Source organism: Pseudodesulfovibrio senegalensis (genome assembly GCF_008830225.1).
GTDB classification, from domain to species: domain Bacteria; phylum Desulfobacterota; class Desulfovibrionia; order Desulfovibrionales; family Desulfovibrionaceae; genus Pseudodesulfovibrio; species Pseudodesulfovibrio senegalensis.
Genome location: NZ_WAIE01000001.1, coordinates 403,512 through 420,262 on the forward strand (window position 1 = coordinate 403,512; position 16,751 = coordinate 420,262).

At 60.7% G+C, this 16,751-nt stretch carries 15 protein-coding genes; 6 read left to right on the forward strand and 9 right to left on the reverse strand.

Annotation, left to right across the window (positions count from 1 at the left end; all coding sequences use genetic code 11):
- Positions 1 to 50: 50 nt before the first annotated feature.
- Positions 51 to 1,043, reverse strand: a complete 993-nt coding sequence (gene dgcA / locus F8A88_RS01855) for an N-acetyl-D-Glu racemase DgcA (RefSeq protein WP_151149292.1) — start codon at positions 1,041 to 1,043, stop codon at positions 51 to 53.
- Between the two features lie 204 nt (positions 1,044 to 1,247).
- Here dgcA and tdh point away from each other — a divergent pair, with 204 nt between their 5' ends.
- The gene (gene tdh, locus F8A88_RS01860; RefSeq protein ID WP_206666388.1) at positions 1,248 to 2,294 is read left to right on the forward strand and encodes an L-threonine 3-dehydrogenase; all 1,047 of its coding nucleotides are present in this window, start codon (positions 1,248 to 1,250) and stop codon (positions 2,292 to 2,294) included.
- A 251-nt stretch (positions 2,295 to 2,545) separates the two neighbouring features.
- Here tdh and F8A88_RS01865 read toward each other — a convergent pair whose 3' ends face one another.
- The 7 genes from F8A88_RS01865 to F8A88_RS01895 form a co-directional block, all read right to left on the reverse strand.
- Positions 2,546 to 3,547, reverse strand: a complete 1,002-nt coding sequence (locus F8A88_RS01865; protein WP_151149294.1) for an ABC transporter ATP-binding protein — start codon at positions 3,545 to 3,547, stop codon at positions 2,546 to 2,548.
- Between the two features lie 3 nt (positions 3,548 to 3,550).
- A complete protein-coding gene (locus tag F8A88_RS01870; RefSeq protein WP_151149296.1) occupies positions 3,551 to 4,531 on the reverse strand; it encodes an ABC transporter ATP-binding protein in 981 nt (326 codons plus the stop codon).
- Between the two features lie 12 nt (positions 4,532 to 4,543).
- Positions 4,544 to 5,452 carry a nickel transporter permease gene (gene nikC / locus F8A88_RS01875; RefSeq protein ID WP_151149298.1) on the reverse strand — a complete coding sequence of 303 codons (909 nt, stop codon included), beginning with the start codon at positions 5,450 to 5,452 and terminating at the stop codon, positions 4,544 to 4,546.
- 3 nt (positions 5,453 to 5,455) lie between these two features.
- Positions 5,456 to 6,457, reverse strand: coding sequence for an ABC transporter permease (locus F8A88_RS01880; RefSeq protein WP_194163263.1), 1,002 nt, complete (start codon positions 6,455 to 6,457; stop codon positions 5,456 to 5,458).
- A gap of 86 nt (positions 6,458 to 6,543) precedes the next feature.
- On the reverse strand, positions 6,544 to 8,154 hold the full coding sequence (locus F8A88_RS01885; protein ID WP_151149300.1) for an ABC transporter substrate-binding protein: 1,611 nt from the start codon (positions 8,152 to 8,154) through the stop codon (positions 6,544 to 6,546).
- 182 nt (positions 8,155 to 8,336) lie between these two features.
- A complete protein-coding gene (locus tag F8A88_RS01890) occupies positions 8,337 to 9,425 on the reverse strand; it encodes a M20 family metallopeptidase (RefSeq protein WP_151149302.1) in 1,089 nt (362 codons plus the stop codon).
- A gap of 9 nt (positions 9,426 to 9,434) precedes the next feature.
- Positions 9,435 to 10,625 carry a glycine C-acetyltransferase gene (locus tag F8A88_RS01895; protein WP_151149304.1) on the reverse strand — a complete coding sequence of 397 codons (1,191 nt, stop codon included), beginning with the start codon at positions 10,623 to 10,625 and terminating at the stop codon, positions 9,435 to 9,437.
- Positions 10,626 to 11,010: 385 nt separating this feature from the next.
- On the opposite strand from F8A88_RS01895, the gene F8A88_RS01900 reads away from it, so the two are divergent.
- Entirely contained in the window at positions 11,011 to 11,472 is a 462-nt protein-coding gene (locus F8A88_RS01900; RefSeq protein WP_151149306.1) for an Lrp/AsnC family transcriptional regulator, read from the forward strand.
- A gap of 63 nt (positions 11,473 to 11,535) precedes the next feature.
- On the opposite strand, the gene F8A88_RS01905 is transcribed toward F8A88_RS01900, so the two are convergent.
- Positions 11,536 to 12,969 carry an aminotransferase-like domain-containing protein gene (locus F8A88_RS01905; protein WP_151149308.1) on the reverse strand — a complete coding sequence of 478 codons (1,434 nt, stop codon included), beginning with the start codon at positions 12,967 to 12,969 and terminating at the stop codon, positions 11,536 to 11,538.
- 140 nt (positions 12,970 to 13,109) lie between these two features.
- Between F8A88_RS01905 and F8A88_RS01910 the strand changes: the two genes are divergently transcribed.
- From F8A88_RS01910 to F8A88_RS01925, 4 genes are all read left to right on the forward strand, one after another.
- Entirely contained in the window at positions 13,110 to 13,799 is a 690-nt protein-coding gene (locus tag F8A88_RS01910; RefSeq protein WP_241667311.1) for an AzlC family ABC transporter permease, read from the forward strand.
- Positions 13,784 to 14,107, forward strand: coding sequence for an AzlD domain-containing protein (locus tag F8A88_RS01915; RefSeq protein ID WP_151149312.1), 324 nt, complete (start codon positions 13,784 to 13,786; stop codon positions 14,105 to 14,107). Before F8A88_RS01910 ends, F8A88_RS01915 begins: the two co-directional genes overlap by 16 nt.
- A gap of 119 nt (positions 14,108 to 14,226) precedes the next feature.
- Positions 14,227 to 14,919, forward strand: a complete 693-nt coding sequence (locus F8A88_RS01920; RefSeq protein ID WP_151149314.1) for an aspartate/glutamate racemase family protein — start codon at positions 14,227 to 14,229, stop codon at positions 14,917 to 14,919.
- Positions 14,920 to 15,015: 96 nt separating this feature from the next.
- Positions 15,016 to 16,743 (forward strand): AMP-binding protein, encoded by a 1,728-nt coding sequence (locus F8A88_RS01925; protein ID WP_151149315.1) that lies wholly within the window; start codon positions 15,016 to 15,018, stop codon positions 16,741 to 16,743.
- Positions 16,744 to 16,751 lie beyond the last annotated feature (8 nt).

The following is a 16,751-nucleotide window of genomic DNA, read 5'->3' on the forward strand; positions in this document are numbered from 1 at the left end:
AGGCCCGGCGCACATGCGCCGGGCCTTTTTCCTGTTTATGGGTCTGACGATCATCCCCACAGGGCCGGGATGGGCGGATTGGCCGTTCCGTTTTCCTCGTAACAAATGCCGTGTGCGTGGTCTTCCTTGAGCAGCAGCGGGCCGTCCAGATCCACGAAGTCTGCATCCCTTGCCAGCAGCAGGGCCGGGGCCATGGCCAGCGACGAACCGAGCATGCAGCCGGTCATCACGCCAAAGCCCATTTTTCTGGCTTCGCGCAGCAGGGCCGCGCCTTCGGTCAGGCCGCCGGTCTTGTCCAGCTTGATGTTCACCACGTCGTACAAGCCCTGCAACCGGGGCAGGTCGCTGCGGTCGTGGCAGGATTCATCCGCGCAGACCGGGACCGGGCGTTCGAGACGGGCGAGGGAATCATCCTTTGCGGCGGGAAAGGGCTGCTCGATGAGCACCACGCCCAGCGATCCGAGGATCGGGCTCAGCTCGTTGTATTCCTGATCATCCCACGCTTCGTTGGCGTCGATGATCAGTTTCGAGTCTGGCGCGTTTTCGTGCACGGCGCGGATGCGCTGCACGTCATTATCCCCGCCCAGCTTGACCTTGAGCAGGGGGCGGTGGCTGTTTTCCGCAGCCTTTTCGCCCATGCCCTGCGGCGTGTCCAGACTGATGGTGTAGGCCGTAACCGCGGGCTTGGGCGTGGCAAGGCCCAGCAGTTCGTGCGCCGGGCGGCCTTCCAGCTTGGCCCGCAGGTCCCAGAGCGCGCAATCCAATCCGTTGCGGGCCGCACCCGGGGGCAGCAGGCCCTGCAGCATGGTATTGTCCGGTGAAGAAAGTTTCTGCCCTGCGGCCTCGATGCTTTCCACCACGCCTTCCACGGTTTCCCGGTAGCGCGCATAGGGCACGCATTCGCCGCGTCCGGTATGGCCGTTCATGCTGGCGTGGACCTCCACGACAACGGCCTCGGTGCGCGAGCCGCGGGAGATGGTGAATTTTCCGGCCACGGGCCAGGAGCGGACATGGGTGCGTATTTTCAATGGTTCGGTCGGCATGGTCGGTCCCCGGTTGCGGTTTGTTTTTCGTTGAACGGATATGATATCCTTTGGGTCGGATTTGCGCAAACCGAAAACAAGCAGGGGTGTTGTCGGGAAACAAGCATTTTTTAGCCATAAAATCCTTGCTTCCTGCCGTGAACTGACGCAAACAACCTGCAGCACCATACAGCAGACATCCAACCCGAAACCAGGGGAGAACCAATGAATACTCAGCCGACCATGAAGGCGCTGGTCAAGAGCAGGGCCGAGCAGGGCATCTGGATGGAGCAGGTTCCGTTTCCGGTCTGCGGCCACAATGACGCCCTGATCCGCATTACCAAGACCGCCATTTGCGGCACGGACATCCATATATTCAACTGGGACCAGTGGGCGCAGCAGACCATTCCGGTTCCCATGGTTGTGGGCCACGAGTTTGTGGGCGAAGTGATCGAGATCGGCGGCGAAGTGCAGGGACTCAAGCCCGGAGACCGTGTTTCCGCGGAAGGGCACATTACCTGCGGCTATTGCCGCAACTGCCGCGCGGGCAAGCGTCACCTGTGCCGCAATACCGTGGGCGTGGGCGTGAACAGGCCCGGTTGTTTTGCCGAGTATCTGTGCGTTCCGGCCGTGAACGTGTTCCGCATTCCCGACAATATTTCCGACGACATGGCCTCGGTGCTGGACCCGCTGGGCAATGCCGCGCATACCGCACTTTCCTTCGACCTTGTGGGAGAAGACGTGCTCATCACCGGGGCCGGGCCCATCGGCATGATGGCTGCGGCCATTTGCCGCCATGTGGGCGCGCGGCACGTCGTCATCACGGATGTGAACGACTACCGCCTTGAACTGGCCGGACGCATGGGCGCCACGCGCACGGTCAACGTCACCAAGGAGTCCCTTGAATCCGTCATGGACGATATCGGCATGGTGGAAGGATTCGACGTGGGGCTGGAGATGTCCGGCAATCCTTCGGCCTTTGGCGACATGTTGGAAAAGATGAACCACGGCGGCAAGGTGGCCCTGCTGGGCATTCTGCCGCCGGACACGGCCATCGACTGGAACACCGTGGTGTTCAAGGGCCTGTTCGTCAAGGGAATTTATGGCCGCGAGATGTTCGAGACATGGTACAAGATGACCTCCATGCTCCAGAGCGGCTTGGACATTGCCCCGGCCATCACGCACCATTTCGCCATTGATGACTACCAGGAGGCCTTTGAGGTCATGCGCTCCGGCCAGTCCGGCAAGGTCATTCTGGATTGGACCCGCTAGGTTTGAAAGACAGAACATGATGCCGCCTTTGGCGGCATTGACGACAGGATTTCGCCTCCGGCGGGCAAGGGACACGTCCCTTGCAACCCTGATTTGATTTTTTACGTAGACGATCATGAAAACTGCGGCCCGTCCTGCAATAGCAGGGCGGGCCGCAGCGCTATAAAGTTTTGGTGGAGGGGTTTGGGGAGGCCCCTTTTTCAAAAGGGGCCTCCCCAACTGTCTTCCCGAATATTCTTGTCCGACCTGTGCTAGTCCAGGTCTTCGGCAATCTTGTCCGAGTGCAGGAAGCAGCGCACCATGTGCCCGTCACCCAGATCGGTCAGGGCCGGGGCGTGCTGGCGGCATTTGTCCATGACGTGCACGCAGCGGGTGTGAAAGTGGCAGCCTGTGGGTGGATTGAGGGGGCTGGGCAGTTCGCCCTTGACGCCCTCGCGTTTGGGCTTTTCGCCCACGTTGGCCGTAGGTGCGGCCTTGAGCAGCACCTGCGTGTAGGGATGGCTGGGGTTGTCGTAGAGGGCGTGCTTGTCTGCCAGTTCCACGATGCGGCCCAGATACATGACCGCCACGCGGTCGCTGATGTGTTTGACCACGCTCAGGTCGTGGGAGACGAACAGGTAGGTCAGGTTGAATTCTTCCTGCAGGTCCATGAGCAGGTTGATGACCTGCGCCTGAATGGACACGTCCAGCGCGGAAACCGGCTCGTCGCAGATGATGAGTTCCGGGTTCAGCGCCAGTGCGCGGGCGACCCCGATGCGCTGGCGCTGGCCGCCCGAGAATTCGTGCGGGTAGCGCATGATCTGGCCCGGACGCAGTCCGACCTTGTCCATGAGTGCACGCACGATGTCCATGCGTTCGCTTTTTTTGCCGATGTTGTGGATGGTCAGGCCTTCACCGATGATCTGGCCCACGGTCTGGCGCGGGTTCAGGGACGAGTAGGGGTCCTGGAAGATGATCTGCATCTTGCTGCGCATGGGGATCATGGCCTTGCGCGACAGGGAGAGCACGTCCGTGCCGTTGTAGACCACTTCGCCGGCCTCGGGGTGTTCCAGACGCAGGATACAGCGTCCCAGCGTGGACTTGCCGCAACCGGATTCGCCCACCAGACCGAGGGTTTCGCCCTTGTATATGTCCAGGTCCACGCCGTCCACGGCCTTGACCACGCCGCTTTTGCGGCCCATGTCGGCCTTGACTTCGAAGTGCTTGCGCAGTCCCCGGAGCCGGACGAGTATTTGCTTGTTCGATTCGCTCATGAGCTACTCCTGATACAGCCAGCAGCGGACAGGATGCTTGCCGTCGGCGATTTTGAGTTCGGGTTCCTCGTGCTTGCAACGCTCCATGGCGTGGCGGCAGCGGTCCTGGAACCGGCAGCCCTTGGGCAGGCGGAGCAGCGAGGGCACAACGCCGGGAATGGTTTCCAGGCGTGCCTTTTCCTCGTGTGCGCCAAGGCCCGGAATGGAGCGCATCAGCCCGCGGGTGTACGGGTGCATGGGGTTGGTGAACAGGTCCTTGACGTCGGCCTCTTCGACCACGCGGCCCGCGTACATGACCAGCACCTTTTGCGCTGTCTCGGCAATGACGCCCAGATCGTGGGTGATGAGCTGGATGGCCGTGCCGGTTTCCTCGCGCAGCTTGTCCATGAGCTCCAGAATCTGGGCCTGAATGGTCACGTCCAGCGCGGTTGTGGGTTCGTCCGCGATGATGAGCTTGGGCTTGCAGGCCAGCGCCATGGCGATCATGACGCGCTGGCGCATGCCGCCGCTCATCTGGTGCGGGTAGTCGTGAATCCGCGATTCGGGCGAGGGGATGCCCACCTGATTGAGCAGGTCCACGGCGCGCTCGAGAGCGGCCTTGCGGCTCAGTTTTTCGTGCAGGATGATGGCCTCGGCGATCTGGTCGCCCACCCGGAAGACCGGGTTCAGGGAGGTCATGGGCTCCTGAAAGATCATGGAGATGTGATTGCCCCTGATCTTGCGCATCTGGCGTTCGCTGAGACTGAGCAGGTCTTGACCGTCAAAGGTGATCTTCCCGGCAACGATCTTGCCCGGCGGATCGGGTATGAGGCGCATGACGGACAGCGAGGTCACGGACTTGCCGCACCCGGATTCGCCCACCACGCCCAGCGTCTCGCCCGGCTTGATGTCGTAGCTCACATCGCAGACGGCCTGGGCCACGCCGCGATCCGTATAGAAGTAGGTGGACAGTCCGTCCACGGTCAGCAGTGGTTGTTGTGTCATTGTTGGCTTCCCCTAGTCCCTGAGTCTCGGGTCCAGCGCATCGCGCAGGCCGTCGCCGAGAAGGTTGAATCCGAGAACCGCCAGCAGGATCATGACGCCGGGGAAGGTGACCACCCACCAGGCACGCAGGATGAGTGCGCGCCCGCCCGCGAGCATGGCGCCCCATTCCGGTGTCGGCGGCTGTGCACCGAGGCCCAGAAAGCTGAGCGCGGCGGCTTCCAGGATGGCGGAGGCGAAGCCCAGCGTGGTCTGCACGATGAGCGGCGCAAGACAGTTCGGCAGAATGTGCATGAAGATGAGCCGCGTATCCGAAGCGCCCAAAGCGCGTGCGGCCTGCACATAGTCCTTGGAGTATTCCTCCAGCACCGAACCGCGCACGATGCGCGCATAGCGCGGTATGGAAACCACGCCGATGGCGATCATGGCGTTTTGCAGGCTTGGCCCGAGAAAGGCCACGATGACGATGGCCAGCAGGATGCTCGGGATGGCCAGCAGGATGTCCATGATGCGCATGATCACGATATCCACCCAGCCCTTGTAGAATCCGGCAATGGCGCCGGACACCGTGCCGATGATCAGGGAGATGGACACGGAAACTACGCCCACGAGCATGGAGATGCGTGCACCGTAGATGATGCGCGAGAGCAGGTCGCGTCCGAAATCGTCGGTTCCCAGCAGGTAGCCGTCCGCTGCCTTGGGCATCCAGAACGGCGGCTTGAGTTTGGTGTACAGTGACTGTTCAAGCGGGTCGTGCGGTGCGATCCAGTGGCCGAAGATGGCCAGGATGGCGAAGATTGCCACGATGACCAGCCCGGCCAGCGCCGTATGGTTCTTGTGCAGCCGCAGCAGCGCCTCCACCAAGGGGGAGTGCGACTTGTAGGCCGCGGCTGCCGTATTGTTTGCGGTTTGCGTATCGGCCATGGGCTACACCTTGATCCTTGGGTTGATCCATGCGTACATGATGTCCACCACCACGTTGATGAGCACGAAGACCATTGCTATGAGCATGGTTCCGCCCTGCACGGCGTTGAAGTCGCGCGCATAGACCGAGTTCAGCAGCCACGAGCCGATGCCGGGCCATGCGAAGATGGTTTCGGTCAGGATTGCGCCGCCCAGCAGGATGCTGAATTGCAGCCCGATGATGGTAACGACCGGAATGAGCGCATTGCGCAGGGCATGCTTGTAGTGGACCATGCGCGGGGAAAGCCCCTTGGCCTTGGCCGTGCGGATGTAGTCCTGCCGCAGGACTTCCAGCATGCTGGAGCGGGTCATGCGGGCGATGATGGCCATGGGAATGGTGCTCAACGTGAATGCGGGCATGATCAGGTGCCACAGGGCGTCCTTGAATGCGACCCAGTTGCCCTGCAGCAGCGAGTCCACCAGATAGAGGTGCGTGATGGGCTCAAGCACGATGTCATAGCTCAGCCTGCCCGAGAGCGGCAGCCACGCGAGCTTGACCGAGAATATGATCATGAGCACAAGTCCAAGCCAGAAGATTGGCATTGATACCCCTATGAGCGATAGTACCATGGATCCGTAGTCGAATACGGAATACTGGCGCGTGGCGGAAACGATGCCCGCGAGCATTCCGAAGACGATGGCGAATGTTATGGCTACCAGGGAAAGCTCAAGGGTCGCCGGGAAATGTTCCTTGATTTCCTTGGTGATTTTTTCGTTGGTCCGCAGTGCGCGGCCAAGGTCGCCCTGTACGAGGCGCCCCATGAATTTTCCGTACTGGACATACAGCGGCTGGTCCAGTCCGAGCTGGTGGCGCAGCTCCCGGAGCGAATTTTCATTGGCGCGCTCCCCCAGCATCATTTCGGCCGGATCGCCGGGAACCATGTGGATCATCAAAAAGACGAGCACGGAAAGTCCCAGCAGGGTCGGAATGACTTGCGCCAATTTCTTGAGAATAAAATTTAGCAAGGTTCGGCTCTACTTTCATTGAAGCGGCAGGGACGCATAAACGCCCCTGCCGCAGGTTTACGGTGTGGTCAGGACAAGGAGAGTCGCTACTTCATCCAGACCTTGTGCAGGTACACGCTTGCGGTCGGGTGCAGCTTGAAGTCCTGAACGCGCTTGCTCTGGGGCTGAGCCACGATGGAGTGGGCCATGTTGATCATGGGCACTTCGTCGTGAATCAGCTGCTGGGCCCTGCGATAGATTTCTATGCGCTTGGCCTTGTCGGTGGTGGCGCGGCCATCCACCATGAGCTTGTGGTATTCTTCGTTCTTCCACTGGGTGCGGACGTTGGGGTCGGCCAGGCCGTCCAACAACACTGCCAGGAAGTTGTCCGGGTCGCCGTTGTCACCGGTCCAGCCCAGCTGGAACAGGTCCATGGTCGGATCCTGCTTGCGCTGCTTCTTGAGGTAGGTTCCCCACTCCATGGTCACCAGCTCGACGTTGATGCCCAGCTTCTTGAGGTCGGCCTGCAGGGCCTCGCCCACCTTCATGCCGGAGGGGTTGTACGGACGGGCGACAGGCATACACCACAGGGTGATCTTGTCCTGTCCGGCAGCCTTGAGCTTTTCGAAGAACTTGGCTTCGGTCAGCAGGGCCTTGGCCTTTTCGATGTCGTAGGGGTAGTCCACGATGTCGTTGTTGTAGCTCCACAGGTTCGGCGGAATGGTGTTCTTGGCCGGGATGCCCATGCCGTAGTAGATGTTGTCCACGATGGCCTTCTTGTTGACCACGTGGGCGATGGCCTGGCGGACCTTGGGATCCTGCCAGATGGACTTGGTGTGGTTGAAGCTCAGGTAACCCACGTTCATGCCCGGCTGGGTCACGACTTCGAGGTTGGGATCGGCTTCAGCCATTTCCACGTCTTCGGGGTTGGGGTACTGGCAGACATGCACGTTGCCGGACTTGAGTTCCAGGAAGCGGACCGAGTTGTCCGGGATCACGCGGAAGATGACCTTGTCCAGGTAGGCGTCGCCGTTCCAGTAGCCTTCGGCGCGTTCAAGGATGATGCGGTCGTTCTTCATCCATTTGGTCAGCTTGAAGGGACCGGTTCCCACGGGGTGGGTGATGTAGTCCTGTCCGTACTTGAGCACGGCGGTGGGGCTGACGATGTCGGCGAAGTCCATGGCCATGTTGGCGATGAACGGCGCTTCGGGCTTCTTGAGCTTGTAGACCACGGTGTAGTCGTCGGTGGCTTCGATGGAGGCGATCAGGTCGTCCATGCCCATGGAGAGCCAGTATTCCGGAGCCGGCGGATTCTCAGGCCAGGCCCAGGTCTTGGAGAAAAACTTGATGTTGGACTTGTCCTTCATCTGGCGGCCATGGGAGAAAACCACGGCGTCGGCGTTGAAGTCGGTTCCGTCGTGGAACTTGACGCCCTTGCGCAGGTGGAAGGTGTAGGTCTTGCCGTCCGGAGAAATGTCCCAGGACTCGGCCAGGCCGGGCAGCAGGTCGGTGGATTCCGGTGCGAACGCAACCAGTGCGTCGTACAGGTTGTCGCAGACCATGAAGGAGTTGCCGTCGGTTTCATACGCGGGGTCCAGACCGGGGCTGTCGGCGCCGCGGGCAAAGACCAGGGTGCCGCCCTTTTTCGGTGCGGCGATGGCGGTGCCCGTGATCACGAACACTGCCAACATTGCGAACAGCAAAGCTTTTTTGAACATTCAAACCTCCAACGGATCAAGTTCAGATTTCAGAATGGGAACAGTTGTCCAACACCTCTCGTCAATCGCAACCGGCCAAGCGACAGCGGGCCGATTACGCTATCAAACATGCGCTTCACTACATATACGATTTTGTCACTTTAGCAAAGTGTCCAATTGTGCGTTGTTACTTAGTTTGCGGGCTAAATTTCGTTTTCCATCTCCAGAAGCAGCGTCCGTATCGCATCGTGCAAATTGCCGACGCTCGGTATGGATACGCATTCCTCGGAAGTGTGGATGGAACCGAAGACCTCGGCTCCCCATACCACACCTGCCATGCCGTTGTCCTGCAAATACCGCGCGTCGCTGGCTCCGTGTTCCTGCACGGCCTCGGCCCCGGATATGCGCAGCAACCGTTCGGTGTATTCGGATTCGGGCGAAGCAAAGACCGGATCGATGCGTTCCACGCTCACATCCCCGGAAACCGCGGCCTCAATGGCGCTGATGATGGCCTGGGGATCGTCATTTTCCGTGTAGCGGATGTTGAAATGCCCGGTGGCGGTTTCCGGAACCTGGTTCACGGATTCCCCGGCCCGGACAATGCCGAAGTTCACGGTGCGATGCCAGTGGTCCTCGGTGTCTTCGGTGAAAAGTGCCTTGATGGCCTGATAGTCCTCGATGAGCGCGTCGATGGCGTTTTGGCCCAGCCACGGGCGTGCGCCGTGTGCAGCCTTGCCATGTGCGGTCACGGCCATGTTGATGATGCCTTTTTCCTTGAGCACCATGCGTTCGGGCGTGCCGCCGTCCAGTGCAATGACGTAGTCGCATTGGACCTTGGTCATGGCGTAGCCCGCGCCGTTGGCGCCGCCGATTTCCTCGTCGCCGGTGATGATCACGCCGAAGACCATGTCGTTCTGGTCCATGCCCTTGGCGCGCAGGGCCATGAGCCGGTCGCGGAAAAGAATCAAGGACAGGGCGGCCGCGTATTTGTCGTCGCCCGCGCCGCGGCCATAGAGCCGGTCGTTTTCAATGCGCGGTTCGAACATGTCGTCTGCGGCGTCCACCACGTCGATGTGGGCCATGAGTCCGAGGCGCGCCCGATTGTTCTCGTCCGGCATGATCAGGATGGAAGGTACGCCCTTGCGTTCGATCTGGGTGGCGCGGATGTCGTTGTCCGCGCACCACTGTACGATGAAGTCGGCGCAGGCACGGATCGCCTCCGGGTTGGAGTGCATTGATTTGAAGCGGATGAGCTCACTGGTCAGGCTGATGATTTCGTCGAGGGTGTTCATTAGGCGATCCTATTTGATGATGTTCAGTTCCCGGCCTGCGGTGATGAAGGCGTCCACGGCCCGGTCCACCTGCTCGAGGGTATGCCCGGCCGACATCTGGGTGCGGATGCGTGCCGCGCCGCGCGGAACCACCGGAAAGCTGAAGCCCACAACGTAGACGCCCAGCTCCAGCATGCGTGCGGCCATTTTCGTGGCCAGCACCGCGTCGCCCAGCATGACCGGGATGATGGGGTGCTCGCCCGGCACGAGGTCGAATCCGGCCTTTTCCATGCGGGTGCGGAAGCGGCGGCTGTTTTCGCGCAGCCGGTCGCGCAGTTCGCTGGAGCCGGAGAGCATGTCCAGCACGGCTATGGATGTGGCCGCGATGACCGGTGCCAGCGTGTTGGAAAAGAGATAGGGCCGGGAACGCTGCCTGAGCCAGGCGATGATTTCCTTGCGGCCCGAGGTGTACCCGCCGGATGCTCCGCCCAAGGCCTTGCCCAGTGTGCCGGTGATGATGTCCACCCGGTCCATGACCCCGCAGTGCTCGTGGGTGCCGCGTCCGTTTTCCCCGATGAAGCCCACGGCGTGGGAGTCGTCCACCATGACCAGCGCGTCGTATTTGTCGGCCAGGTCGCAGATGCCCTTGAGGTTGGCGATGATGCCGTCCATGGAAAACACGCCGTCCGTGACGATGAGGCGGTAGCGGCAGTCGGCCGAGGCCTTGAGCTGGGCCTCGAGGTCGGCCATGTCGTTGTTGGCGTACCGAAAGCGTTTCGCCTTGCACAGGCGCACCCCGTCGATGATGGAGGCGTGGTTGAGCTGGTCGCTGATGATGGCGTCTTCCGGGCCGAGAATGGCCTCGAACAGGCCGCCGTTGGCGTCGAAACAGGAACTGTAGAGGATGGTGTCTTCGGTGCCCAGAAAGTCGCTGAGCCGTTCCTCGAGCTGCTTGTGTATATCCTGCGTGCCGCAGATGAACCGCACCGAGGACATGCCGAACCCGTATTTGTCCAGTGCCGCCTTGGCGGTTTTGACCAGTTCGGGATGGTTGGAAAGGCCGAGGTAGTTGTTGGCGCAGAAATTGAGGACCCGGCTTTCTTTTCCGACCTGCACGGCGGCCTGTTGCGGGGAGGTGATGATGCGTTCTTCCTTGAACAGGCCGTCAGCCTTGAGCGCCTCGGTCTGGTGTGCAAGAGTGGACAGCAACTCGTTTCGCATGACTTTGCTCCACGGTATGTTGTGGTTATTCCGTAAAAACAGCGAGCTTCTATTGATGGGTAAGGAAAAAATATACTATGAATTTCCACGATCCGCAACCAGGCTGTAATTGCTCCTTCCCGTATTGAGAGATAATTGACCAATGCGCAGTAAAGTGGCTATTATTTGTCACAAAACGTAGGCAAACCACCAATCCAGATTGACGGCAAACCGCAATCTGGCAGGCTGTCGGAATAGTTTCGAGGGCAAGAAAGGAGAGAAGGCCGACGCGTATTTCATATGCGCACCGAGAGATCGGCCTGCATCTTTGTTGCGTTCGTGGCTGTGTCGCAGCCTGCAATCTGCCGCGGGCCCACGGTTCGGGGCGCAGAAAAAAGGAACCCCGGTGAAGAAGAAACCATTGACCCTTGACGAGATTGATCACAGCATCATTCGGGAATTGCAGAGGAACGGACGCGAGTCTTACAAGAATATCGCCCGCAAGCTCAATGTTTCGGACGGAACCGTGCGCCTGCGCACCGAGCGCATGATCCGCGAGGGATACCTGCGCATTTCCGCATCGGTGAACCCCCTGTTTTTCGGTGACACGCTTACGGCCATGATCGGCATTACCCTCAGCATCCCGGCCAACAGGGCGCTCATGAACCGCGTCTCATCGCTTACGGCCGTGCAGTCGGTCATCAACGTGACCGGCCGCTACGATCTCATCCTCGAGGTGTTCGTGCAGTCCAGAAAGGACATGCATCGCTTTCTGGTGGAAGAACTCGCATCCATCAGCGAGATTACGTCCACGGAATCGTTCATCTACCTTGAGGCCATGAACAAGTGGGTGGAGTTCAAGGTCTGATCGAGACGTTTCACACAACAAAATGAAAACGGTCGCTCCTTGTGGGGCGGCCGTTTTTTTACGTCAGCCGCAATTTATGCGGCGGGCCAGTTCACCCACTGTTTCCAGTCCCTGCCGGATTTCTTCGGACCAGACGCCCGTGCAGCTCAGGCGGATGTGGTTGTTGAACTTGTCCTGCGTGGAGAAGATGGACCCCGGCGCGATGTTGACGCCTTTGGCGCGGGCCGCCAGGAAAAGCTCCACGGAGTCGGTGTTGCCGGGCAGTTCCAGCCAGAGCACGCCGCCGCCCTCGGGATGGGTGGCCCGGGTCCCTGCGGGAAAGTATTCTTCGATGTGGCGAAGCATGGTGTCCATCTGCTGCTCCACGCGGTCGCGCAGTTTGCGCACGTGGCGTTCGAACCGTCCACGGTCAAGGTACTCGGCAACGGCCATCTGCGTGGGCGTGGGCGTGCAGACGTTGGTGGTGTATTTGACCTCCTGGGCCTTGTCCATGAACCGTCCGGGCAGCATCCAGCCCACCCGGTAGCCCGGGGCGATGGTCTTGGAAAACGAGGAACAGAGCAGCACCAATCCCTTTTCATCGAATTGCTTCATGGTTCCGGGCCGTTTGGGACCGAAGTGCAGGTCCGTGGAAACGTCGTCTTCAATGATGGGGATGTCCAGCGCGGCCAGCATGGCCACGATTTCGCGTTTGGCCTCGTCCGGTGTGGTGCTGGCGTCCGGGTTGTTGAAGTTGGGCGAAAAGATGCAGGTGCTGATGTCGAATTTGCGCAGGGCTGCGGCAATGTCTGCGGGCTTGACCCCGCAATCCGGGTACGAGGGGATTTCCACCGCGCGCAGGCCGAGGTTTTCCAGCAGGTGCAGGAAACAATAGTACGTGGGAGCCTGTATCAGCACCATGTCGCCCGGCCGCGTGGTGGCGCGCAGGGAGATGTACAGGGCTTCAAGGCAGCCGGACGTGATGAGCACGTCGTCCGGCCGGGCCGGTGTGCCCGTTTCCACGGAGCGAAAAGCGATCTGTTTGCGCAGGCGGGCGTTGCCCGGGATGGTGTCGTAGACCAGCGCGTCGCCGGGGTGGTCGCGCAGCACCTGCGCCATGATGCGGCCCATTTCCGCCACGGGCAGCAGCTCCGGAGTGGGTTCCACCACGTTGAGGGGCACGGCCTGTTTGTTGCCTACGGCGTCGAGCACCGTGCGTATCAGTCCGCTGCGGGTCACGGGCAGGGCTTCGCTGGTGGTTTCCGTTGCGGTTTCCGGGGCGGGCAGGCGGCTGGCCGCGCGCCGCACGAAAAAGCCGGAACGCGGGCGGGATTCGATGATGCCGCGCGATTCAAGCCCTACATACGCCTGGTTCACGGTGCTGATGCTCACGCAAAGGTCGCGGCTCAGAATGCGCAGGGACGGCAGTTTGCTGCCCATGCCCAGCACGCCGGAGTCGATCATTTCCAGCACGCGACGCTCGACCATCTGGTAGCGGTAGTCGTCATTCTTGTTCATGGCGGAATCTGTTATGGTTATATTTTTTGCAATCTGTATCTGTACCGATGACAGATTGTGATGTTCACTGCAACCATGAACGTCGGTTGAATCCCGTAAAAAAAGTTGCAGCGGGCAAAGGGAGTGTGATGGAACAAGTCATGGAAAACGGAACATCCACGTGGAGCGAGGCCTTTCGTCGGGTCGCGCCCCTGGCCATGGGCTATCTGCCTGTTGGCGTGGCTTTCGGCGTGCTGGCGCAGAAGGCCGGGCTTTCGGACCTGAATGTCGTGCTCATGTCCCTGCTCGTGTATGCCGGGTCGGCCCAGCTTATTGCCGTGGGCATGTTTGCGGCGGGCATGCCGCCCCTCACCATCGTGGTCACAACATTCGTGGTCAACCTGCGTCATCTGCTCATGTCCGCGGCATTGGCCCCGTATGCCAAGTCGTGGCGACTGCGGGAGATGGCGGCCTTTTCCTTTGAACTGACGGACGAGACCTTTGCCGTGCATTCGACACGGTTCAACGACGGGGATGTGCGCAAGCCCCTGAGCTTTCGCATCAACATGCTGGCCCATTGCGTGTGGACGCTGGCCTCCTGGGGCGGGGCGCTGGCCGGCAGCACCATCCCGGACGTGAAGCCGCTGGGCATGGATTTCGCGCTTCCGGCCATGTTCATCGCCCTGCTGGCCATGCAGGCGAAGAACGGTTTGCACTGGCTGGTGGCCGGTTTTTCCGGTCTGGTGGCCGTGGTGCTCATGCAGGCCGGGCTGGACCAATGGAGCGTGATTGCGGCCACGGTGCTCGGCGCAACCCTTGGCACGGGAGTGGAAACATGGACCAGACGATAGTGTTTATGACCATAGCCGGCATGTGCGCCGTGACCTACGTGCCCCGCGCCTTGCCCATGCTGGCGCTGGCGTCGCGCTCCATGCCCGCAATCGTCATCCGCTGGCTTTCCTTCATTCCCACGGCCGTGCTTTCCGCGTTGCTGCTGCCGTCGCTGGTGTTGCAGGAAGGCGCCGTGAGCGTGAGTCACAACGAGTTTTTCTGGGCAGCCATTCCCGCATTCGTGCTGGCTGTGCTGACCCGCAGTTTTTTCGGTACCGTTGCCTTGGGCATGGCCGTGGTGGCCGGTACCCGTTTTTTCCTCATGTGACGGGTTAGGCTGTCAACGGATCACCGGCTTCCTCTCTCCGGTGGGTCCGTGTGCGGCTGCGCAGCCTGCCTGTTTTCGGGCAGGGGAGCATGAATAATCAATGCGAACAAGGAGCAGCAATGAAAACCATCGGCCTGTTGGGCGGCATGAGCTGGGAATCCACGGTCAGCTATTATCAATTCATCAACCGGGGCGTGGGTGAACGGCTGGGCGGCTGGCATTGCGCCCGGATCGCCATGTTCAGCGTTGATTTCGACGAATACGTGGAGTGCATGCAGAATGCGCAGTGGGAGCGCATCGGCAGCAAGCTCGCAGAAGGCGCACGCCGGGTGCAGGACGCCGGGGCCGACCTGTTGCTCATCTGCACCAATACCATGCACAAGATGGCCCATGAGGTGGAGCAGGCCGTGGATATCCCGCTTATCCACATCGGCGACGCCGCGGCCGGGGCGGTCAAGGCAAAGGGCCTTTCCCGGGTGGGGCTGCTGGGCACCTCATTTACCATGGAGGACGGTTTTTTGCGCGACCGGCTGGCAGGGCACGGCATCGAGACCGTGGTGCCGGACAAGGACGACCGCGACGTGGTGAACGCCATCATTTTCGATGAGCTGGTCAAGGGCGTTGCCAGCGACGCGTCGCGCGTGGAATATCTGCGGATTATCGGCGACCTGCAACGGCAGGGAGCGCAGGGCGTGGTGCTGGGCTGCACCGAGATCGGTCTGCTGGTGGGGCCGGATCATACGGATCTGCCGTTGTTCGACACCGCGGAAATCCATGCCCGCGCCGCCGTGGAGGCCGCCCTCGACCGATAGTCTCGGCACCGGTAACACTTGACCTCCTCGCGCCAGATGATACACGGTGCTGTCCACGGCCGGTTCGGGCCGCAGATCACTTCGAGGAGGCATGGTTTGAACTCTCTGGAAACAACCACTCTCAAGGCCGCGCTGGAGTCCAGCGCACAACGCTTTGCCGATCGTCCGGCCGTAGGATTGGTGGACGGGGACATGTTGACGTTTTCCCAGTTCCATCAGCTGGTGCAGGACGTCACCCTGCTCTTGCAGGACCGGGGGGTTCTACCGGGCGACCGGGTGGCCATTCTGGGCGAGAACATGCCCAACTGGGGCGTTGCCTACTTTGCGGTGACTTCCATGGGCGCGGTGGCCGTGCCCGTGCTGCAGGAATTTCACGACACGGCCGTGCACCACATCCTGCGCCATTCAGAATCCGTGGCCATGTTCGTTTCCCGCCGCTTCATGCACAAGGTGGAAGAGGGCGAGTTCGACGACATGCACACCGTGATCACGCTGGATGATTTTTCCGTGGCCCCCAAGGACGGACTGAACCAGAGTTTCAAGGAAGCCATGGCTCAGGCACGCAGCCGCTACGAACAGGCCAAGGGCCGCTTCATGCGCTTCATGGACAGGAAGGGCGACGGTTCGCAGGCAGGCGTGCAGCCGGACGATCTGGCCGCCATACTCTACACCTCGGGCACCACCGGCCATTCCAAGGGCGTCATGCTCACTCACCGCAACATTGTGTTCGACGCCCAGTCCACGGCCAACATCGTGAACATCGACGAAACGGACCGCCTTGTTTCCGTGCTGCCTCTTGCCCATACCTACGAATGTACGCTGGGGCTGGTCATTCCCATATTGCGCGGCGCATCCGTGTATTACCTTGCCAAGCCGCCGACCCCGAGAACGCTTCTCCCGGCCATGGAAAAGGTCAAGCCCACCTACCTGCTCATCGTGCCGCTGGTCATCGAAAAGATTTACAAGAACCGCATCCTGCCCAAGCTGGCCGGGTCCGGCATCGGCCGCAATCTCATGAAGATCGGCGCGGCCAAGAAAAAACTGCAGCAGGTGGCGGGCCGCAAGCTCATGGAGGCCTTTGGCGGCAACATCAAGTGCATCCCCATCGGCGGGGCGTTTCTGGCCCCGGAGGTGGAGCTTTTTCTCCGGAATGCGGACATCCCCTATGCCATCGGCTACGGCATGACCGAAACCTCTCCGCTGGTGTCCGGTTCCACGCCGGAAACCACCAAGTTCCGCGCCGCCGGATATCCGGTGCCGGGCGTGGAGGTCATCGTGGACAATCCCGACCCGGAGACAGGGGAAGGCGAGCTGTTGGTCAAGGGTCCCAACGTCATGCAGGGGTATTACAAGGCACCTCAGGTTACGGAGGAAGTCCTTACCGAGGACGGCTATTTCCGAACCGGCGACCTTGGCTATGTGGACGAGGACGGTTACATTTTCCTGCGCGGCAGACTCAAGAATGTGATCATCGGTCCCAGCGGGGAAAACATTTATCCCGAGGAGATCGAAGCGGTCATCAACGAATGCACTTTCGTGCAGGAGTCGCTGGTCTACAGGCAGGAAGGCAAACTCATGGCCCGTGTTTTTCTGGATTCGGAAGGCATCGACGAGAAGTACGCCACCCGCAAGATGACCGAGACCAAGGCCTATGCAAAGGTCCAGCAGGTTATCGAAGACATCCGCAAGAAGGTCAACGGCAAGGTGTCCACGTTTTCCCGGTTGGCGCGCATCATCGAGCAGGGGGAGCCGTTTGAAAAGACGCCCACCCACAAGATCAAGCGGTTCCTGTATATCGACGCCGAGGAAAACACGGTGCGCTAGAAGGCGCG